Below are 22,467 nucleotides of genomic sequence, written 5' to 3' on the forward strand. Positions count from 1 at the left end.
TTTGTTAAAAGTAGGTAAACTTCCGTCACAGTCTACTAAATAAAAGATAAACGCCTGGAAAGTAGCATAAGGATGCTCTTAGGCAAATGGCAGTACTTGTCGAAGCTTATACCAATTTGAAAAAAGAATGCGACAAATAGACCATTTGTAGAGACGCGATTCATCGCGTCTTTACCCAATGATGTGTTGCAATCATTAATTGAATGGGTATTATGTTCGCCACCAACCAGAAGAACTCAGTTGCTTGAGGAATTATTAAGTACTGCCAATCCTCTGATAAAATCCTTGGAGCGTAAGTAGTTAAATTCATTATGACAAGTGCATCTTATATTTTTCTGGCTGGAGCAAGTCGCGGTGTTGGTCGAGAAATTGCTCAATATCTGACAGCACAACAGCTAAAGGTCAAAGCACTCCTGAGAACAGCAGCAGTTGCGGCTGAACTAGAGAAAACAGGTATTCAAGCAGTTGTGGGAGATGCTTTGAATGTTGAGGATGTAGAACGCGCAATCCTGACAGATGAACCGATTCACACCGTTATCAGTACAATTGGCGGTTTACCGACAGACGGAGAAAGAGCAGATTACCCTGGTAATAGAAATCTGATCGATGCAGCAGTTAAAGCTGGAGTGCAAAAGTTTATTCTCATATCTTCCATTGGTGCTGGCAATAGTGTTGTTGCTCTGTCACCCCAAGTTTTGGCAGCACTGGGAACAGTTTTAGTTGAGAAAGACAAAGCTGAACAACACTTAATCGCCAGTGGACTTACCTATACAATCATCCGCCCAGGTGGACTCAAGTCAGAACCAGCAACGGGTAATGGCGTTTTGACTGAAGATCCGCAGATTATTGGTAGCATCAATCGTGCAGATGTGGCGCAGTTAGTTAGTCGCTGTTTAAATAGCGATGCCTACGGCGGGCTGCGCCAACGCACCAATAATAAAATCTTGTCAGCCGTAGACCGAAATATGCTATTCGGACAAAGAGAATTTGCAGAATTTAGTTTGGAGTAATTTAAGCACGCCAGCGGAGTATCTGACCCTTAACAGGATTCACAAATTCTCGTTTTTCAGCGACAGACCGAGCATACTCCCGCTTTAACTGGTAATACCACTGCGCCTGCATATCTGAGTCCTTAATCAGCCGTAGTACAGGATTATATTTCAGACCAATCTGCTGTTTTTCCACAACCGTTCGGTCTTGGTCAAGGAAAGTGCGCGCCAGCACATGTAGCAGTGGCTTGAAAAATCCCACCCAAGGAAGTGTCCAGTAAAGAGCAAAAGTTACCTCAGTTTCTGTGTCTGAAATGGGTGTAACTGCCGTTAAATTAACGACTCGATGCTTGCCAATAGTGGTTTCTTCTATTCTGACTCCAGGTAAACGAAAAGAAATTTCCGTTTCTGGTACACCACCGCCAATCAGCCAGTATAATCGACCCCCATTCTCTGGTAATCGGTGTCGTCGCATCGTAAAGCCGTAGGGCGAAGCATCAAATTGTTTCACTTCCTCGTGCAGTTGCTCATTTCGCCACCACCAAGCGCGATGAACATAAGGTGAATGAGCAGGGTCCATCAGACCGACTACTGCATGATCCACAAAACAGGGGAATTTCACAACCTCTACGAACTGGGGGGAACGCTCATCAAACCCTGGAATTAACGGAATTTCCATCTCAGAAGCAGGAGGTTGAGGGTTATCTGGATCAGGCATATATATCCAAATATTTCCTTGGACTTCGCGAATTTCATAAGACTGTACATCGAAGCGACTCAAATCCATCTGCTGTTCTTCTACAAGAGACGGAATTGCAGTGCAACTTCCAACCGGGTTAAAGCGCCAACCATGATAACAGCATTCCACTTCCTGCCCATCGAATCTACCACAACTCAAGGGCACACCACGATGGGGGCAAATGTCCCGCATCGCAGAGACTTTCCCATCCTGGCTGCGGACTAGCAGCACTGGTTCACCCAAGAAAATGCGGCTAATCATCATACCTGGCTTGATTTGATCGCTAGGCAAAGCATAGTACCAAGTATTACGCAAGAAAAAATTATCGTTATTTTTCATAACTAATACCGAATTGAAATAGATAGTATATTGGACATTACTGGAACAGACTTTTGGTAAGGACTTTTAATTTAAAATTCAAAATCTAAAATTGGTATGATTACGTCTGCTTTTGACGCAACAAAAGTCCTGGTTTGTGGAGAGGAAGGTTATGTTTGAAAACATTATTTCAGGTTTTTAATTACTGTAAGTAAATTCAACTGATACAATTGTTGGTCATGTTCGTAATTCTCTAAGATTTGGGTTGTTCTGGGAGGATTTTAGCGGTGAAGTTGCATTATTCACCAGAAATTTGGACAAATACCGTTCTTTTACGCGGCCCATCCAACTCAAAAAACAACACAGATTGCCAGGTTCCCAAAGCTAATTTACCATCCACAATGGGAATTATCTCACTAGTGGTCAGCATCATTGCCATTAAATGAGAGTGGGCATTAATCGGTTCATCTTCCGGGACATCTCTTAAATGCAAATCATTATGCAAATAGCTGTCCGATTCAGGTGCTAATTTTTGCAAGAACACTTTTATATCTTCTAGCAATCGGACTTCATTTTCGTTGATAGCTAATGCTGTTGTTGTGTGTCGAGAAAATACTAAGGCTTGTCCATTTTTAATTGATGTTGAGGCAATAAAATCTTGGATTTGTGGAGTGATATTATGAATATTTATTTTTGGCTCAGTTTCAATTTCAATTAACTTATTAATAATTTGCATCTGGGGAATTTTATATTTTAGATTACAGATGAGGTACGCTAAAACAGCCTAACGCACTCATCAATTTAATATCAACAATATCAACTTCTAACTCTGTCAATTTTAGATTTTGGGTCGCGCCTTTGGTGCGCTTCCAGCGCAACTTGGATTTTTGAAGAAAAAATCTAATACCATTCAATTAGTGATTGCAACACATCTTTGGGTAAAGACGCGATGAATCGCGTCTCTACAAATGGTCTATTTGTCGCATTCTTTTTTAAAATTTGTATAAAATCCAAAATTGAATGACTTTTAATTCCTAACTATAGTTTCCAAACCTTGCACTAATCTTTCTATACCTTCTTTTGCCGTCTCTTTTTGCAGCGCCCCATAAGCAACGCGTAGATAGCATCCATTATCCATGCCAAAGGTTGTACCTGGAATGACTGCTACTTTATGTTCTTGGATCAGTCTTTTAACTAATTCAAAAGCATCCATCTGGGTATGAACTTTGAGGAAAAAATAGAAAGCGCCATTGGCGGGGATAATACTACATAAGCCTTGTAGCGGGTTAAGGCAGTCTAATACTAGTTGGCGTACTTGAGCAAGCGCTCCTATATTACTCTGCAAATACTCCTCTTTTGCCTGCAATGCTCCTAAAGCTGCATATTGAGAAATGACTGGTGGACAAATCAAAATTGTATCCTGGACTTTTTTGATGGCGACAAGTAAGTGTTTGGGAATTACCATGTAGCCAATACGCCAACTGGCAAAACCGTATGCTTTGGAAAGGCTATAGAGAGAAATGGTGTACTCGCTACTATGATCAAATGCACCAGGTGAAATGTGTTTTACCCCGTTATAGGTAAAGTATTCATAGGCTTCATCACTGATATGGTAAATACTACGATCGCCACAAATTTGATTTACTTGGTGCAATGCTGCTTCAGAATAGACAACTCCAGTCGGATTATTCGGTGAAATTGTAACCACAGCCCGTGTTTTGGGAGTAATTGCTTGAGCGATGGCATCTGGACGCAGTTGGTAATTTTCATCCGTCGCCACTAATACTGGATGACAACCAGCCATTGCGATCGCCATTTCGTGATTGAAATAGTAGGGCGTATTCAGAATAATTTCATCGCCTGGGTTAGTAATAGCAAGAATGGCATTCATAAATCCCATATTGCTCCCTGCTGTCACGACGATGGAGTTTTCCCCATTGATTTCAATGCCGTTGAAGGCTTGCAATTTTTCTGCAAGTGCTGTCAGTAATTGGGGAATTCCCTCAACTGATTTGTATAGATTATTAGTTGGCTCGTCCAGAAATTTGGGCAAAAATTCTCTGGTTTCAGGTGGTGGGCTGTAATAAACTACACCTTGTCCCAGAGAGATTGTTCCAGGAGAATTTTTAATCATTTCCCCAACCACAGGAATAATCGGTGACTGTACGGCGTGCATACGAGAGGTTAGGGATTCCATGTTTTGATGCCTATAGACCTGGTTTTAGTATCTTTTTATAGGATAAAAACCGACTAGTACCGCAAGGCGGAATTAAAAATTAAAAATTAAGACAGCGTAAGGGTTTTGTTGATTGGGAATGGGTGGTTTATTTACGCCGTGCTGTACTAGTCGTGATATTAATTTATTGATCACAACTGGTCGCGCGTAGTTCTATCAAGTTGTTTTCTTATTATTCACCCACTTAAGTAGCTAGGCGTAAATAAATTAAACTTTGTATTAAGAACTTTAGTCCTCAATACGGTTCAGTTAAGGTTACTGGTGTAGATAATTTGTCTTTGAAGACGCGATGAATCGCCGTCTCTACAAGTGTTTTGGGCTTATCTGAACTGTATTGCTTTAGTTCTGATAATCCTGATTTTGAGCGATGAATCGCTCACTACGAACGATGTTTAACAAGTTGCTCAAGTAAGGGCAATTCATGAATTGCCCCTACTTGTCTTCTTAATTGGGATGGTACTTAGATTTACGTAGTCCTGTACTAGTATTTTCCCTGATCAATATGATAAGATTCTACAAAATACTACGTGAACATACTTCTTTGGCAGGTAGAAAATAAATTCTTCTCTTCTGCCTTCTTCTCCTTACTTTTCTTCGGTAAAGGTTCAATCTGTTATGCAGAGTTACTGATATCGTTTCTTTGTGAAGTTGTATATATTTATTCCCCGGCTACGCCGTTCCCTCTTATCACGGGAATACTACATCGGGGTATTAATTATGTGTATCTTCACACAGGATTGGTATAAGTCAGGAACCATATAAAACCAAAGGAATAAGAGAATGGGTCTGAAAAAGCTAGTCAGCTATGGAATTTTTGTGCTGATCTTCGTCATTGGATTCGGTTTCACATCAATTGCTCGTGGTTTTGACTATCCACCCCCAACTCCGAAGATTGAGTTTGCCCAAGAGACGAGCGATCTCATGCTCAACACGTTGTTCGCGGCGCTGACGCAGGAATTCGACGAAACCACAGTGGATAACGTGGAGCAGGGTAAGCATTCCATCTCGCTGATATTTAATGATCAGAACAAGGATATGCGGTTAGTCGGCACCGTTGGCCCGCTTCGGCAAAGCGATCGCCCCTACGACAACTTCGAGCGTCAGGCAAACGCGCTGGCACTGGCGGGACAGGCATACACGTCTGTCCAGCGCGTGGATAGAAAATGGTACTATCGACGCTCAGTCCCCCTCAGCAACTTTAGAGCGGAGTGTGCGCTTTGCCACATCAATTATCCTGCCGGCCCTACATCTGACTTTGTGGGGGCACTCATGCTCAGAGTGCCAATCAAGGATTAAGGAACTTCCAAACAATACAATAAGTTCTGAGTGCTGTACATGGATAGCGGGGCGTTTAGCCTGTGCTGATTAAAAACCCTGTTTTTTCAAGGCTTTGAGCAATCAACGCTGTCCTAACCTGTGTGACTACGGCTATATAAAGTAGGAGTCAGCGCTGCCGTCGGCAGCACTGACTTCCTGTCTTGTAGTAAATTCAACTATGTATTCTGGGAGTTTTTAGTCAATCGAAATCTGCTGAGGGCCAGTGGCTTTGCCATTATGCGCGTCCGTTGTGTTGCTGGTGTAACTATTTGAGCGAATCTGCTTATCCAGCCAGCTTTTAACAGGATCGTCGGCAAGGTTAAGGCGAAGCACACCAGAGAAGAACCCACCCACAAATGAGACTGGATGCTGAGTAAATTCTCTGAATATAGGTGACAATTCATTAATGAACATTAAGAGACTCCTGGCACTGCCGTAAAAAATTATTACTTCTTAATTGATCGTAACGTGTTAAGGGATTGGGCATTGGGGATTGGGGATTGGGGATTGGGCATCGGTTATTCTTCTTGTCTCCCCCTGCCCCCTGCTCCCTGCCCCATTGCTTCTTCCCCAGTCCCCAGTCCCCAGTCATTTCACCTTATGAGCTTGGTTGCTGATCGGGAAACATACACTTATCAGAATCACAACCACTAGGGCCGGCCTCTGACATTTCGCCTAAATCATAGCGGCTTAGGACTGCACAGAAATCATCTGTTTTACGCCGCGCTTTCACCTCTTGAGTTAAGCGATCGTAGGTGGATTTGTCTATTGGTTCAAAGGGCAAACGGGGGAATGATTGCAAATCGTCAAAACGGGCTAAAAGAGCGGCTGAAATATATCCCTCATCATTCTGGATGGTTTCATAAATGCGCTGTCCCAAAGGTTCGATTTCATCGGAGCGGAGTTCTAAAGTTGCTGATGTGTTGTGAGTCACGTACCAACGTTGAACCTGAAGGACAAAATCAAATTGGGCTAAGACTGAAAACTTAGAAACATCAATTTCATCAGCTCCTGGTAAATCAGCCCAAGTTACAGAAACAGGGATTTCCACCAACCATTCACTCACCCGTGGATCAAAGGGATCGTTCAGTAAATTGCCCTGTTCGTCTTTGTCTGATTGGGAGGGAATGACGTTGTAACCATAGTCAATACAAGCCAAGGCTACTGGGTCATTTTTACCGAAAGTGATTCGGCGAATGAATCTTTGGGCTTTTGGGGGATGCCATCCTGAACTAGCATTAGTTAACAAAGCCTTAGTACCACTGGGTTGCACTGTGGTACAGCGATTTGGACGCTTGAAATTGTGGCGATCGCAATAATCCCAAACTACCCGATGTACAATATCTCTCCAAGAACTTAGATATTTTTCTTCCTCACGCTTGAAAGCTAATCCTTGTGGAGTTGCAGGTCTTCCTTCTTCCCACCAGCGCAGCCAATCAACACCAAAAGCATGGACAAAGAAATCAAATAAACCTGTAAAAGAAACTCCCACAATTGGGTCTAATTCACGGCTGTATTGATAGCGTGGTTCCAGGAATTTGTGATTTAAAAGTGCTGCTACAGATAACGCCCCAGCGGTGAAAGCCTCCTCTTGTTCTTTGTAGTTACGTGGGTCAATTTGATTGAGGTGAACCTCAGACAAATTGCAGTTCCCAGTAAGAGTATTACCAAATACTCCTTTGTGATGTTCCGGTTCATTGAAGCAATAAGTATCGTGTAAACCTGGTAATTCTTCCACACCTCTGACTATTTGCCATTTACCTTTGTATTTGGCGTCACACCCTTTGCTCACATCCAAACGCTGGCAAGGAATTTGTCCACAGTCAGTAATTTGCAAGTAGTATAAATCTTGACTGCGAACACCATAGTTAGTTACTGACCCTTTATGAGCGCAGAGATTTAAAGAAGAACGGATACCGCATTTAGTTAGTAATAACTGCACTCGATACGCACGTTCGTAATCAGAAATGTAAATCCTAATGCCATTGCTATGTGTATTGGTGCCATCTGTATCGGCTAAACCAGCGATAAAGTGCAAAATTGCTGGGCGATTCCAACTAGCAACTACATTCAGTGACTCTGGATTTGTTTTTAAACTCTTTAAAAATTCTCCAGAAAAACCTAAGTCTGTTACATCTATAAAAGTTGGTAAGTAGTCATAATTTCTTTCAGGAGACTTACTTCCGATTACAGATAAAGCTGCTTTTTGTTCATAGAGTCTAACTTTGGCATTACCATTTTGATCTGTAGTTCCATCTCCTACAGCTATCCCCAAAGTATAGGCATAACTTGGATCGATATTTAACCCACTTTCATACTGAATCATAAAAGGCTCAGTATGAATGGCATATCTACTAACATCCATCAAATCCTTGGTTTGCACTTCTTTGTATTCTTTATCAAATCTATCTTTTACAAAGAAGCGATGATATTCAGTTGCATCCAAGTAAGTACCATCTGCAAATTTGACTCGATATAGATGGCGATCGCTACCAGTTTTAAAAGGTGTTACTTGGCTCCATTTTTGACCATTCCAAATCTCAATGTCATCTCCAACAACATCTTTGATTTTATGCATTCCATCTCTAGTGATGAGTAAAGTATCACCACTTACACAGTGGAAATTAGCACCTATAATTTCTCCGCATGGATTTAAACCATATCGCTGCAAACGATGTTCTAGCTCATTAGCATCAAGATTTGGATCATGTTCTTTTAACCACTCTTTTGCTGTTCCTTGTTCATAAGCTTGCAAAAAACTAACTTTCAAAGCTTGTGTTGGTAGCAAATCAATATTCGATCGCGCTACGGCTTCACCAGCCCATTGAATCGCTCCCTCTCCGCTGTAATATTGTTTGCGGACAGCACCAACACATTCTTCTAAGGTCGGCTTGCGGTGAAAAACTCTGGTATGGTTTGCCATCCTGAGTGCATCACGCTCTGGATCGATTCGCCAGTTGCCATTTTCATCTTGTTGCCATAAGTTATCTTTGGCATCGGCAAATAAACTATCTTCGCTAGAACCTTGCCTCATGCCAGCACTATTGTGTGTCAGATAGCCATCACAATAGAAACAATGAGCTTCTTCGACTTCAATATCGTAAGTGTGGACATGATCGTAACTGCCCAGTCCTTTAACACTGACTGGAATATCTAACGAGATATCAGCTTCAACGATATAGCGCTCATAATTGGCATCAACAGTGCGAGAACCTTGGAAGCCCATATCTCGCATCTCGCTATAGGTGTAAGCTTCCCGCATGATTGCACCAGGGACGGTGAAACCATACATCTTGAGTCCTTGACGCAGTTCTCGCTTGAGTGAGTGAGGTGCAATCAGGGCGTTATAACGCTCTTTGAGGGCTGGAATTGTGAGGTTGTACTTAACCTGCCATCCTGGCTGCTGTGGATGGGTAATGCTAATTCTACCAGCGATACCTAAGCTGGATAAAACGGCACTCACTTGTCTAATAAATGAGCGATAGACTGAGGTAACTAAGTGAGGGGGTCGGTTATTAACAGCACCATCACTGTCCATTAATCCAGCTAGGTAAGCCGCCCTGATATCTACTGAACCTTGCAAAATAAAACTAGGAATTGCTAGGGAAATATTAGGTTGCTTGATATAGCGATGGAAGTATTCAGCTAGTCGAATAGATGAGCAGATTGATTTGGCAGTGTTTTCGCCCTTGATGATCCCATGAGTAGCAGTCAATCCAAATAAAGCTAAAGCAGCATCTATTTTGGCTTGAACTTTAGCTGTGAGTTCTGTATCTAAGCTGTTCATTGCCCATTCAACCCGGCCGTAGGGCTTATCATATTTATTGCGACCGAGAGCAATATAGCCGTCACCGTGGGTTAACCCAATTAGCCAAGCAACCTCAGATGTCAATTCGGGAATTATAAAGGATTTAACTGTGCGACTGTTTGACGGTCGAGATTCAGTAAAATCAGGGGGGAGATGGGTAACTGTACCAGGTAGAATTTGTGTATTGTGCTGTAGGCGATCGCCTTCAACTAGATTTGCAATTGACTTCCAGGTAATTCCCCCTTGAGCATCTGCAAGAACTGCTTGTCTGTGGTTTAAAGTTGCTCTAGGGTAAGTCGCATTAGTTTCAATTTCATAGACATCTTGAAATCCTTGGTCGAATTTATCAACAACTCGCCGAAATCCTAAAGGAGTTTGTACCAGATCACCCACTTGGACATCGCAAATGGGAACAAGACCTTTGGAAGTATGAACCAAGGCATCTTCAGGTAGACAGCGCCTAATGTTACCAGCAACAATTGTGACAGCAGCTTGATCGATTAATAGACAGGATTCAACTGAATTTAATTGTCGTCCTAAAGCTTTATTCAGAATAGATGCACAACGCTGATAAAGTCCGGGCAATTTCACCGGATTTGCAACTCCTCCAAAGCCGTTGAGAGTTTCTCCTGCTTTGCGGACATCGCTGATATCAACTAATACTTCAACTTCTGCTGAAAATTGTTCATCAGTAGAGAGTTCTAATAAGGCTTGATATGATTCAACCCAACCTTCACGGCTATCTCCAACGTGAATAGTGACGTTATTGCCTTCTATATGAGTTTCAGTATATTCACGTCGCTGTTGGACAGGAGTGCTGCCAATTTCACCTTTTACAGTGACATTCAATTGATTACGGATGGGGGGCAACTGGTTAATAAATTGCGGTTCTAGGACGGCTCCAGTACCACAGCCCATCATTGCCAGATCCATCATTAAGCCGAAGGCACTCCAGTCTTCGAGATTGGTAGAGGTGCAATTATATGCCCCGGAAAAGTTCTTGGGCTTGGTGATCCAATCTGTACCACCAACCCATAGCCAGCGCCCACTGGGCATAGCTTTCAAGTTGCGCTGCATCTTATCCAGTGTGGCAGCTTCTTCTTGAGTTAGCTTTCCCAACTCCACTAAGCCTTGTAGAGTGCGATCGCATACCTCATCCCATGTTTCCCTTAGTCCCGCCTTTGTACGGCGGCTATAGGTTCTAAAAAATACGGGATTTGCAGCCGGTGCTGTTTCTGGAAACCTTGCACTCTGGCGTGTTCTTTCGAGATTTTGAACCATATATTAAGTGTCTTGCGTTCTTGTTGCGTGCGGACAGATTATGACTATACGCCAAGTAGTTTGAGTATTAAAGATTGTCAAATTGTCCACTTTACGCTAGCTCTACCCTGCACTAATTACAACAGAGATTTATGATGTATAATGTCCTTCACCCTTGGGTATGAGACATATACTAAGTTTTAATTAGCACAGATTAAGTTATAAGTAAATTACCTCTATCACCTCATATTCAGGCTGATTATAACTACTCAACACTTGGGACTCAGGACTTTTCATTACTTTCCCCCAACTCAGTGGTGACAGTTAAACAAGTTGTGGCTGCAAGTTAAATCTAAACAATTAATTCCGAAGTTTTGGGAACTATAAATTGAGTTACAGGAAATTGATTATGAATGATGAATGGGAACTTCTAAATCCTGATGATGATGTTGTGCATTTTCACAAAGAAGAATTTGAAAATTTACCCCGCACTCAAATAATCTTTCAGCTTTTAGACGAAGTAAAACAAATTTGGGCAAAACACTGTACATCGTCAGGATCAAGAGTATTTGACGAAGGATTTGAATGTTATCTTTTAATACCTGGTCAACAATGGCGGACAGGCAAAATTAGATTGCGCCTAGAATTTTGCCCTGATAAAACTGAAATTGAAGATAAACAAGAAGAAAATGGATTAGAAATAAAACAGGAAATCTCTCCCCTCGATGACCTTCGGCAGCAACTCAATGAAAGTGAAAATTAATCCCAAAATTGTAACCTTCGATGCACGTTGGTAGACACCTATATAATAGAAAATTGTCTTTGTCCGTGTGCGCTGAAAAAAATAAAATGGTATGGACTCCGCTACATGCAAAAATACATCGCACCATCCGATCGCGCCACTTATTTGAGCGCAACCAACGGCTATTAGTCGCTGTCTCCGGCGGACAAGATTCTCTGTGTTTAATAAAATTACTTTTAGATTTACAATCCAAATGGGGATGGGATTTAGGTATCGCGCACTGCGATCATCGCTGGCGTTCTGACTCTGAGGCTAATGCTAAACACGTCGAAAACTTAGCGAAAACTTGGGGTATATCCTTTTATTTAGAAACAGCAAACAAACCGATAAATAGTGAAGCTGCTGCACGCGATTGGCGCTATCAAGCTTTAAGTGCGATCGCACAGGCAAATAATTATCAATATATAGTTACAGGACACACCGCCAGCGATCGCGCCGAAACTCTCCTCTACAATTTAATTCGCGGTACTGGTGCTGATGGTTTACAAGCCCTAACTTGGCAACGCCCTCTAACTACAGGGATTATGCTAGTGCGCCCACTTTTAGAAATTACTCGCTCACAAACAGAGCAATTTTGTCAAGAATTTAAATTACCAATTTGGGAAGATTCCACCAATCAAGATTTGCAATACGCTCGCAACCGCATTCGCCAAGAGTTATTACCATATTTGCGAGATAATTTTAATCCACAAGTAGAATCAGCCTTAGCTCAAACAGCAGAACTTCTCCAAGCAGAAGTGGAATATTTAGAAAAAGCTGCCCAGGAGTTGCGGGATGGGGCATTGGGGATTGGAGATGAAGAAGATTCTCTGACTCATTTTCTTCCCTTGAGGTTAAATCGTCGGGTATTGCAGAACGCACCATTGGCGTTGCAACGTCGGGTGATGCGTCAGATTTTGCAGCAAATACTGACTGATGCACCTAGTTTTGAACACATCGAAAAATTAACGGCTTTAATTATAGCGCCCAACCGATCGCAAACCGATCCATTTCCTGGTGGTGCGATCGCTCAAGTAGAAGGCGACTGGATCTGTTTGAAATAGTTAGGAGTGATGAGTTAAGACTTTGTACGGTGTTTTTTTACTCAAATAGAAGCCTATCTCAATACTGAGTCTTCTTGTCTCATTGCTGACAAAATCTCACGCAAATGTCCTCGCCTTTGCGTGAGACAATCATATTAATCTAAACTTCAACATCCAAAGCACGTACCAAAAAAGCCCATTTATCTGCGGCTTCTTCGATAATTTTAGCCGTGGGTTTACCCGCGCCATGTCCTGCTTTCGTCTCAATTCTAATTAGAACTGGTGCATTCCCAGCGTGGGCCTCTTGCAAAGCTGCGGCAAATTTGAAACTATGAGCAGGAACAACGCGATCGTCATGATCGGCTGTGGTAATTAAGGTTGCTGGGTAAGCTGTATCGGGTTTGAGATTGTGCAATGGCGAATAGGCATAAATCCCTGGAAACTCTTCTGGATTATCTGCTGAACCATATTCGGGAGTCCAAGCCCAACCGATGGTAAATTTGTGAAACCGCAACATATCCATGACACCGACTGCTGGTAAAGCTGCACCAAACAAATCGGGACGTTGCGTTATGCAAGCACCGACTAATAAACCGCCATTACTTCCACCTGCGATCGCCAACTTATCAGTCTTAGTATACTTATTCGCAATCAACCACTCAGCAGCACCAATAAAGTCATCAAAGACATTTTGCTTTTTATCCTTCATTCCTGCTTGATGCCATTCTTCGCCATATTCTCCACCGCCGCGTATATTTGGCATAGCATAGACACCACCCATCTCCATCCACACCAAAAGACTCACAGAAAAACCAGGTGTCATTGAGACATTAAAACCGCCATAAGCATAGAGATAAGTTGGGTTATTTCCATCTAATTTTATGCCCTTTTTATGGGTGATAAACATTGGCACTCTAGTACCATCTTTGCTCTGATAAAAAACTTGTTTTGTCTCGTAATCATCTGGATTAAAATCTACCTGCGGCTGACGGAAAAGGGCACTTTTTCCAGTTATCATATCGTAGCGATAGATAGTTCCTGGTGTGGTGAAACTGGTATAGCTATAAAAAGTTTCGGTATCATGACGCTTACCACCAAAACCTCCGGCTGAACCGAGTCCCGGTAATTCAACTTCGCGTACAAATGCACCATTGAGGTCAAAAATCTTGATTTGACTGTGAGCATCTTTGAGATAATCAGCAACAAATTGGTTATTGAGTATGCCAACACTTTCCAAAGTTTCCGCAGATTGAGGAATGATTTCTCGCCAATTCTCTGGCGAAGGGTTTTTCGTGTTAATAGCAATAACTCTTCCCCGTGGTGCATTTAAATCTGTGCGGAAATAAAAGATGCTATCATCATTGTCGATAAAGCTATAATCTGCCTGAAACTGGTTAATTAGTTCTACAACTTCAGAATTAGGGTTAGTTAAATCTTTGAAGAAAACCAAATTTTTAGAGTCAGTACCCAACCAAATTGAAATTATTAGATAGCGTCCATCTTCAGTAACTCCACCGCTAAAACCCCATTCTTTTTGGTCAGGACGATGATAAATTAGTATGTCTTCTGATTGGGGTTTACCTAGTTGATGATAGTAGAGTTTTTGATAATAGTTAACATCTTCTAATTGAGTTTTTTCGTTCGGTTCATCGTAGCGACTGTAGAAAAAGCCTTGGTTATCATGTGTCCATGATGCACCAGAAAATTTAATCCACTTCAGATGATCTTGGAGGTCTTCACCAGTTTCAATATCACGTACTTTCCATTCTTGCCAATCAGAACCAGAGGACGATAGACCATAAGCTAAAAGTTTACCATCCTCACTAATAGACAATCCCGCAAGAGCAATAGTCCCATCTTCTGAGAGCTTATTAGGGTCGAGTAAAACTTTGGGTTGGTCGTCGAGGGTTTTTAGAGTGTAAAGGACACTTTGGTTTTGCAGCCCGTCATTTTTAAAATAAAAGTAGCGTTCACCTTCTTTAAAAGGGATACCATATTTTTCATAATCCCAAAGTTTGGTGAGACGCTGTTTAATTTTTTCCTTAGCAGAAATTTCACTCAGGTAGCCAAAAGTAACTTGATTTTGTGCCTCAATCCAAGTTCTTGTTTCTTCAGAGTCAGGATCTTCTAACCAACGATAAGGATCTGCAACTGAAGTACCGTGGTAGTTATCGACTTGATTGCTCTTGTAGCTTGATGGGTAGGTAAGAGATTTTGCAGAAAAAGGCATAATTTTAGGTCAAAAGTTCTTCTTTACATACTACAAAAATAGACCCAAGACGTGGAGCATACACTGACCAAACTTCCGGGAAAATTCCAATGGGAAAGAGTACCCTCTGGGGTACTAGTAAGCAATAAGCAGTCTCGTTAGGCTTTCAATAAGCAAGTAAATGTAGATAAGCGATGTCTCCCAGGGGCTATTGGGCGTCGCGCATTTAATTTTTTAATTTGCCTCATTTGGAAGCTGAACTCTTTAACTGGTCTACTTCTATTTGAAAAATTCAATATGCAATATCTGATACAGAATAAAGACAAAGGATTTTATGTTAGACCAAGTTATAAATTGGAACAATGTATATTTACAAGCAATCCGTGTAAACGGTGGCGCTCCCGGTCCAATCGCTCGTACTGGTGCTATATTACATGCTGCAATCTTTGATGCTGTTAATTCTATTGAGAAGACCTACAAACCATATTTAGGAATTATCCCTGCGGCGTTCGGAGCTTCTAAAGAAGCGGCAGCTGTTTACGCTGCCTATACTGTATTGAGCAGCGTCAGTGTTTATCCCAATTCCAAGGAGAAAAGCCAAAGCTTCTTCGACACAGAACTCAAAAAAGCCCGTAAAGAACTTGAAAACAGTGGATTGTCACTACAGAGCATTGATGATGGTAAAGAACTTGGGATAGCAGCAGCTCAAGCAATTATCCAAAATCGACAAGGGGACGGTTTTAACGACAACACCCCTTACACTCCAGGAAATCAGCCTGGTGATTGGCGTCCAACAGGTTCTGGCGCTCCAGTGACTCCCAATTGGGGCAAAGTTAAACCTTTCTCGCCAACACAGATTAAGAAATTCCGTCCGACTCGACCAGGGGGTTTCTACAGCAAGCAAGATTTACTCGCTAGTGTTGAATATGCTGCTCAAGTCAATGAAGTAAAACGGCTTGGTTCTGATAACTCTAGCGATCGCACTCAAGAGCAAACTGATATTGCTCTGTTCTGGGCAAATGATCTCGATGGAACCTACAAGCCACCTGGACAACTTTATACCATAACCCAGATTCTGTCTAAATTGAGAGGATTAAGCTTTTCCGAGAATGCACGACTGTTTGCCCTTGTAGGGTTAGCTTTGGGTGATGCAGCAATCTTGGCTTGGGATGCGAAGTACGACACCAATTTGGACTTGTGGAGACCGGAAAGTGCAATTCAATTGGCAGATACAGACGGAAACTCTGGAACTACCGCCGATCCCACTTGGAGACCTCTGTCGCCCAATCTTGATGGCACCCGATTTTCACCTGCATTCCCGGCGTATGTCTCTGGTCACGCAACTTTCGGAGCAACCCATTCTGGAATCTTGCGGAATTTTTTTGGTACTGACAATGTTACTTTCACAGCCACATCTGAAGATCCAGCGGCCAGGGGCAATAATGGCATTAGAATCACACGGACATTCAACAGTTTCTCTTCAGCAGCCTTAGAAAATGGACGCAGCCGGGTTTATCTCGGTGTCCATTATCAATGGGATGCAGATGCAGCTTATGTGTCTGGCACTCAATTGGCTGACTTTGTGTTTGAAAACTTACTGACACCAATTTAACGTAAGTTCGACGCCCAAAAGACCTCTCCCTGGTTTTACTACGCAAAACCTGTCCCTCTCCGACTCAGAGAGGGACAGACTTGAACTAAAGTTCAAGGCAGGGAGAGGTTTGTCGAACTCAGGTTAATTTACCTTGACAGCAGCCCTGCAAGGTGTTTTTCAAAATCGTGAAACTAAGCATTACTTGTAGTAGTAATGAGTTTCTCCCCTTTCAGCATTCGCGCTGCGGCTTCGAGGAGAGCTTCTTCGAGATAAGGCTTGGTAAAGTAGCCACTAGCACCGAGTTGAGATGCAATTTGTCTGTGCTTATCTGCACCTCGTGAGGTGAGCATCGCGATCGGTAAGTGGTTGAGGTTAGAGTCTTTCTGGATGCGAGAGAGTAATTCCAGACCATCGCAACGGGGCATTTCGATGTCGCAAAATACGATATCGCAGGGCAGACCGGAGCGAAGTTTATCCCAAGCTTCCTGCCCATCACGCGCCTGTTCTACGCGATAACCTGCCTTGTTAAACGTTAGGGATAGCAACTCTCGGACTGTAATTGAGTCATCGACAATTAGTACTGTCGGGTCAATCTTCGCAGGAGAGGTGTCTGGAGGAGTAGCTTTTTGTTGCCAAGAATTGCCACCAGTTTGTGTAGAAATCCGTCCCTGGAAGATGTCAATTATTTCCAGCACGTCAGCAATGGGCATAATCCGACCATCACCCAGGACTGTAGCACCAGCAACACCAATGGGTTTAGGCGCTGGCCCTTCAAATTGCTTAATTACAATTTCTTGTTCGCTCAACACCAGGTCAATTTGTAGAGCAATCAGGGTATTTGCCGATCGCACCACAACCACAGAAACCATATCATCATCTCGCGTACCGCCATAGACATTACCACGACTGATTTGGCGATTGAAAGTTAAAAGTTCCTTCAGAGGTCGGAATGGCAGCACCGTATCGCGCCAAGAAATAAATGATTGCCCATTGGCATCGTGCTGAATATTTTTGACTGGGATATCCAGCGTATCTTCTACACCATCCATCGGGAAGGCAATTCTGGATCGATCGGAGACGCAGCAGAGAGCTTTACAAATACTCAGAGTCAGTGGTAAGCGAATGGTGAAGGTGGTTCCCTTGCCGATCGCAGAATCGGTGTTAACTGTCCCACGAATTTCGCTAATCTCAGAACGCACTACGTCCATACCCACACCACGACCGGAAATTTCATCTGCTTGGTCTTTAATCGTAAAACCAGACTGGAATAGCAGATCGTAGACTTCCAGACGAGACATGGCTTTTGCTTGCGCTTCTGTAATCATGCCAATTTTCACCGCCTTCGCCTTAACCTTTGCTGAATCGATACCTGCGCCATCATCGCCTACAGAAATGATGGTTTGGTTGCCTTGGTGGAAGGCGCGGATGGTAATGATTCCCACAGGTGGTTTACCAGCAGCTTGGCGTTGTTCTGGCGTTTCAATGCCGTGAGCGATCGCATTATTCAACATGTGAGTTAATGGATCGGTCAGATGATCCAAAATCATCTTGTCAATTAAGGTATCACCACCTTCAATCACCAACTCGACTTGTTTGCCACACTTGATAGCATTGTCGCGCACTCCTCGCCGCCAGCGATCAATAGTTTGAGCAAAAGGCACCATTCGCGCTCTTGTTAATCCCTCTTGTAACTGGGTGGTTACTTGGCGGAACTGCCTTGCGACTCGCTCGGTTTCTTCGGTAACGAAATCAATATCACTAGCCGACTCACGCACTCGCACAATCCGCTCAATCATCTGCTGTGAGAGTGTATGGAAGGGTGTAAAACGATCCATTTCTAACTCGCTAAAACCCCTATCGGCATTGGAATCTGGAGCTTGGAAGCCGGGATCTTTCTTTTTACGTCCAGCTAACAGAGAAGCTTCTAGTAGCGATCGCTCATACAACTCTTGCATCCTTGCGCCCACATCTGAGAGTTGTTGTACCTGAATCAGCAAGTTATCTAATGACTGCCGCAGCCGTTCATGATCCTGCTCTAAGGTATTGCGATTTACCACCAACTCCCCAACTAAATTACTCATATCGTCCAGTTGCTTAACTGGAACCTTCATCGTTTCTTCAAATCTCGCAGCCCGACGAGTAGAGGGGCGGGGAGTTTTGCTGGTGTTCGATTTTACTGAAGGTGAATGGGATATTGTTTGATCTGCTTCTGCCAGCAACTTCTCCAAGTCACCGAATTCATCTTTGATCGCTGGTGATGAAATGGGATTTTTACCCAAGACTGGTTGAATGTCTAAGGGCTGGCGTTGGCGTAGCCCGTCGTAGACATTGCTTTCATTATCTGTACCTAGCAATTCTTCCAGGGCAGCAAAATCTACTTCTGGTATCTCCTTGGCTTTAGGGATGGGTGCTACTTCCTCTCCTAGTAATGCTGCCAAATCTGCAAATTCATCTTCTGGAGCAATTTCTTCAACGATTTCTGTAGTTGCCAATTCTTCATTCGGAGCAAGAATTGCATTTTCTCCCTCTAACACTGGTACCGTTTCAGATGTCTCTCCTAAATCCCACAAATCGGCTTTGACATCTTCCTGAATAACCGTTTGTGTGAAGTCATGGACAGCTTGTGAGTCAATTGTTGCTGCATTCTCTTCTAATTTTTCCTGTTTTTCTGCTGCTGGCAGAGCAGTTTCTGCAAACAATGAATCATTATCAAAACCCAGTTCTGTCTCTTCAAAAGCTGTGTTTTCTGCAAAGTCAAAGGTAGTTTCTAAATTATTTTCTTCAGTATCTAAAATTTCTAAGCTTGTCTGGGATGAATCTGAATTTTCCCCAAAACTAATCGTTTCTGATAGTTCATCCACAGTATTCTCTGTGGTTTCCATCTGAATATAGGTAGAATCATTTGCCGCGACATCTTCAAACAGCAGTTGCGGATTTTCATCGTAAGAGCCGAACAAATCATCTGGCTGTGCTTGGGTTAATTCTGAATCTGAATTTTCCCCAAAACTAATCGTTTCTGATAATTCATCCACAGTATTCTCTGTGGTTTCCATCTGAATATAGGTAGAATCATTTGCCGCGACATCTTCAAACAGCAGTTGCGGATTTTCATCGTAAGAGCCGAACAAATCATCTGGCTGTGCTTGGGTTAATTCTGAATCTGAATTTTCCCCAAAACTAATCGTTTCTGATAATTCATCCACAGTATTCTCTGTGGTTTCCATCTGAATATAGGTAGAATCATTTGCCGCGACATCTTCAAACAGCAGTTGCGGATTTTCATCGTAAGAGCCGAACAAATCATCTGGCTGTGCTTGGGTTAATTCTGAATCTGAATTTTCCCCAAAACTAATCGTTTCTGATAATTCATCCACAGTATTCTCTGTGGTTTCCATCTGAATATAGGTAGAATCATTTGCCGCGACATCTTCAAACAGCAGTTGCGGATTTTCATCGTAAGAGCCGAACAAATCATCTGGCTGTGCTTGGGTTAATTCTGAATCTGAATTTTCCCCAAAACTAATCGTTTCTGATAATTCATCCACAGTATTCTCTGTGGTTTCCATCTGAATATAGGTAGAATCATTTGCCGCAACATCTTCAAACAGCAGTTGCGGATTTTCATCGTAAGAGATTAATTCATTAAGTTCTAGATTAACAGCAGATATTTCTGGGGACTGATTAGTAAATTCTGGAATAAAATCTAAAGCTTCTGGTTGTTGCGGCCTGAGAATTTCTTCCTCTGGATGCAGCGCAAACAATGGCGTTTCAGGCGTAGAGATATCGTTGATTGCAGGGGAAATAGTTGAACTACTTGGTACTAACTCATCAAATAAATCATCTCCAGAATCTGATGAGAGTATCAAATCTAGCTGCTCTTGTTGCTGGAAATTAAGATCAAAATCTTCTTCTATGTCAAAACTAGCTACAGGAGAAGGTATAAGCGACTGACTATCGCCAAAAATATCATCAGTCGAACCAGTAAACAAACTCTCATCTAACGCCCTTTCCACATTCTGATCAATTAAGGAATCGAACTCGTCCTGTTCCTCTGTGGTTTCCTGACTCCAAAAGTTGCTCAGATCATTTTCTGATTGAGAAAATTCAGGCGCTGTTCCTGGAGAAGTATCAAATAAATCACCGATTTCTGGTTCACTTGTAGGCGGTAGTATCTGTTCTTCCATTTCACCAAACAGGTTGTCCAAAGACAAGCCTGTTGGCTGAGGTAATTCTATGTAGTCACTAGGGGTAATCTCTTCTACCCAATTTGCATTTCTAGGTTCTAAAAATAAGTTGTCAAAACTGTTGTGTTGATTGGTAGATAATTCCACACTGGGGAATGGCTCAGTTTCTAGTTGAGTCACTTCACCTATTGGCAATAATTCATCATCATCTAGTGCCAGTGTCAATAAATCTTCTACTACATTATTTTTGTTGACATCAGCAGATTGGTTTGTATCACTAGAAATATCAATAAATTCTTGTAAATCTTCAGAAGAAGAGTCTAAATTTATATCAAGTATGTTAATATCACTCAACTCTAGAGTCGTAGCAGCTGTTTGTTGATTTTGTAGTTCTGAATTTTCCTTTTCTAGGAAATTATCGCCAAATAGTAGGGATAAATCTTCTGTAGTGGCTGTGATTGTTGGGTGCTGTGTGTTGCTTATGTCTTCATCAAAGGAGAGTAAATCAGATAAATCGCCATCAGTAGCCTCAGTGTCAGTACTACTGAAATCAATTCCAAAGTCATCGGTGGAAACAATATCTAAAGTTTCTTCTTGATGCCAGCTTTCATCTAGTTCGGGAGTCTCACCTTCAAATAAATCGGCAAGGGTATTTAACTCAGCTATTCCTACCTCTGGGCCATTAGGGTCAAGATTGTTACTGATTGGATGTGCTTCTTCATGTGTGTTGAAAGTAAGACTGGTGTGAGTCGCAGCATTTTGTTGTGTTCCTTGGAACTCAAGATAGGGGAGTTCGTTGGAGACGTTGGTGTAGCCAGGTGCTCGTGGACTCGCTAAAGCTGCGCGATCGCTAGTATCTTCGTCTAGATTCAATTCTTCATTTGTCTGATCGGTATTACCAGATAGAATTGGCTCTGATTCTGTCAAAGCCGCAGACTGTTCATCAAACAAATCAGGCGTAACCGCTAATAACTCAATTTCTGCAAAGCTCAAAAGCGCTTCTAGTTGCTGACTAATTGCAATTTCAGTTTCCCTACCTTGCAGGACTAATTCTTGAGCTTGCTTGATTTCGGTAATGACAATTTTAGCTAAAGTCAGATAAGTATTTTCGGGATTGCCGATCGCACTGGCTGCTGCTTGACACAAACTACACCACTTGGGCAAATTCCAAGTTTTACCAAGTTTGACTAACTGCTGACAGCATTGCTGGAGGTTTTGCCGAGTTGAGGGTGTTGTAGTTTGCTTAAATAGTTGCAACATTTCCCGCAGTGTTTGCAACACTTGGGCTTGAAACTCACCCCAATTATTATTTTCTTTAGCAATGACTGGCGAAGATACCTCCTGGGGTGCTACTGAGTCTGGAGATTCCTGATGGGTGTCTTCTGCCAAATCGGGAATATCTCGCCGCAGGAAAAGTTCTGTAAGTGTGGAGACATTCTCTACAGAGGTTGTGTGTACTTCTGTTGCGTCAGGATTGCTGGCTACTCCACTCTTTGCTTGTTCTACAAGTAGTTCCAAATGCTGATACAGCCATTGAAAGACTGGCTCAGTTTCTGACATCAAAGTATTGGCTGCATCTTCGGAAAGACCATAAGGCCCGCTCAAATGCTCTAACAGCGATTTTAGGGTATCAGATACACCAAGAAATAAAGACTCTAACTTTTGGTCAATCTGAACCGGATTATCTTTAAGAACTTTGAAACAATCTTCCAGACGGTGGGAGGTATGCTGGATGCTAGTCAATCCAAGCATCGCCGCTCCTCCTTTGATGGAGTGAGCCGCCCGGAAGACTTCACTGATCATTTCCGGGTCGTTCAGAGTACCCTCTAAATTCAGCAAGCCCTGCTCAATGGTGTTCAGGTGATCCCTGGCTTCTTCAATAAAGTAACCCAAAATCCGCTGTTGTTGTTCCGGCAGCATAGTTTTTTAGTCATTAGTCATTGGTCATTGGTCATTGGTCATTAGTCATTAGTCATTAGCAAATAAAAA

General features: G+C 42.5%; 12 protein-coding genes. 5 read left to right on the top strand and 7 right to left on the bottom strand.

Features of this window, described 5'->3' with window-relative positions:
- The first annotated feature begins 311 nt into the window (after nucleotides 1-311).
- Nucleotides 312-1,010, top strand: a complete 699-nt coding sequence (locus ACWATR_RS17460; RefSeq protein WP_460334889.1) for an SDR family oxidoreductase — start codon at nucleotides 312-314, stop codon at nucleotides 1,008-1,010.
- A gap of 1 nt (nucleotide 1,011) precedes the next feature.
- On the opposite strand, the gene ACWATR_RS17465 is transcribed toward ACWATR_RS17460, so the two are convergent.
- From ACWATR_RS17465 to ACWATR_RS17475, 3 genes are all read right to left on the bottom strand, one after another.
- On the bottom strand, nucleotides 1,012-2,067 hold the full coding sequence (locus ACWATR_RS17465; RefSeq protein ID WP_460334892.1) for a Rieske 2Fe-2S domain-containing protein: 1,056 nt from the start codon (nucleotides 2,065-2,067) through the stop codon (nucleotides 1,012-1,014).
- A gap of 277 nt (nucleotides 2,068-2,344) precedes the next feature.
- Nucleotides 2,345-2,782 (bottom strand): secondary thiamine-phosphate synthase enzyme YjbQ, encoded by a 438-nt coding sequence (locus ACWATR_RS17470; RefSeq protein WP_460334895.1) that lies wholly within the window; start codon nucleotides 2,780-2,782, stop codon nucleotides 2,345-2,347.
- Between the two features lie 291 nt (nucleotides 2,783-3,073).
- The gene (locus tag ACWATR_RS17475; protein ID WP_460334898.1) at nucleotides 3,074-4,243 is read right to left on the bottom strand and encodes a pyridoxal phosphate-dependent aminotransferase; all 1,170 of its coding nucleotides are present in this window, start codon (nucleotides 4,241-4,243) and stop codon (nucleotides 3,074-3,076) included.
- A gap of 819 nt (nucleotides 4,244-5,062) precedes the next feature.
- Here ACWATR_RS17475 and ACWATR_RS17480 point away from each other — a divergent pair.
- Complete coding sequence (locus ACWATR_RS17480; RefSeq protein WP_460334901.1) at nucleotides 5,063-5,578, top strand: hypothetical protein; 516 nt, start codon at nucleotides 5,063-5,065, stop codon at nucleotides 5,576-5,578.
- Nucleotides 5,579-5,794: 216 nt separating this feature from the next.
- Here the strand turns inward: ACWATR_RS17480 and ACWATR_RS17485 are convergent, their stop codons facing one another.
- On the bottom strand, nucleotides 5,795-6,013 hold the full coding sequence (locus ACWATR_RS17485) for a hypothetical protein (protein WP_069072094.1): 219 nt from the start codon (nucleotides 6,011-6,013) through the stop codon (nucleotides 5,795-5,797).
- 184 nt (nucleotides 6,014-6,197) lie between these two features.
- Entirely contained in the window at nucleotides 6,198-10,688 is a 4,491-nt protein-coding gene (nrdJ, locus tag ACWATR_RS17490; protein ID WP_460334904.1) for a ribonucleoside-triphosphate reductase, adenosylcobalamin-dependent, read from the bottom strand.
- Nucleotides 10,689-11,076: 388 nt separating this feature from the next.
- On the opposite strand from nrdJ, the gene ACWATR_RS17495 reads away from it, so the two are divergent.
- Entirely contained in the window at nucleotides 11,077-11,430 is a 354-nt protein-coding gene (locus tag ACWATR_RS17495) for a KGK domain-containing protein (RefSeq protein ID WP_460334907.1), read from the top strand.
- Nucleotides 11,431-11,516: 86 nt separating this feature from the next.
- Nucleotides 11,517-12,512, top strand: coding sequence for a tRNA lysidine(34) synthetase TilS (tilS, locus tag ACWATR_RS17500; protein ID WP_460334910.1), 996 nt, complete (start codon nucleotides 11,517-11,519; stop codon nucleotides 12,510-12,512).
- Between the two features lie 139 nt (nucleotides 12,513-12,651).
- On the opposite strand, the gene ACWATR_RS17505 is transcribed toward tilS, so the two are convergent.
- On the bottom strand, nucleotides 12,652-14,721 hold the full coding sequence (locus ACWATR_RS17505) for a prolyl oligopeptidase family serine peptidase (RefSeq protein ID WP_460334913.1): 2,070 nt from the start codon (nucleotides 14,719-14,721) through the stop codon (nucleotides 12,652-12,654).
- Nucleotides 14,722-15,034: 313 nt separating this feature from the next.
- Between ACWATR_RS17505 and ACWATR_RS17510 the strand changes: the two genes are divergently transcribed.
- Nucleotides 15,035-16,312, top strand: coding sequence for a vanadium-dependent haloperoxidase (locus ACWATR_RS17510; RefSeq protein WP_460334916.1), 1,278 nt, complete (start codon nucleotides 15,035-15,037; stop codon nucleotides 16,310-16,312).
- Nucleotides 16,313-16,485: 173 nt separating this feature from the next.
- Here the strand turns inward: ACWATR_RS17510 and ACWATR_RS17515 are convergent, their stop codons facing one another.
- Nucleotides 16,486-22,398, bottom strand: a complete 5,913-nt coding sequence (locus ACWATR_RS17515) for a hybrid sensor histidine kinase/response regulator (RefSeq protein WP_460334919.1) — start codon at nucleotides 22,396-22,398, stop codon at nucleotides 16,486-16,488.
- Between the last annotated feature and the right edge of the window lie 69 nt (nucleotides 22,399-22,467).

It is taken from the genome of Nostoc sp. UIC 10890 (assembly GCF_054786515.1).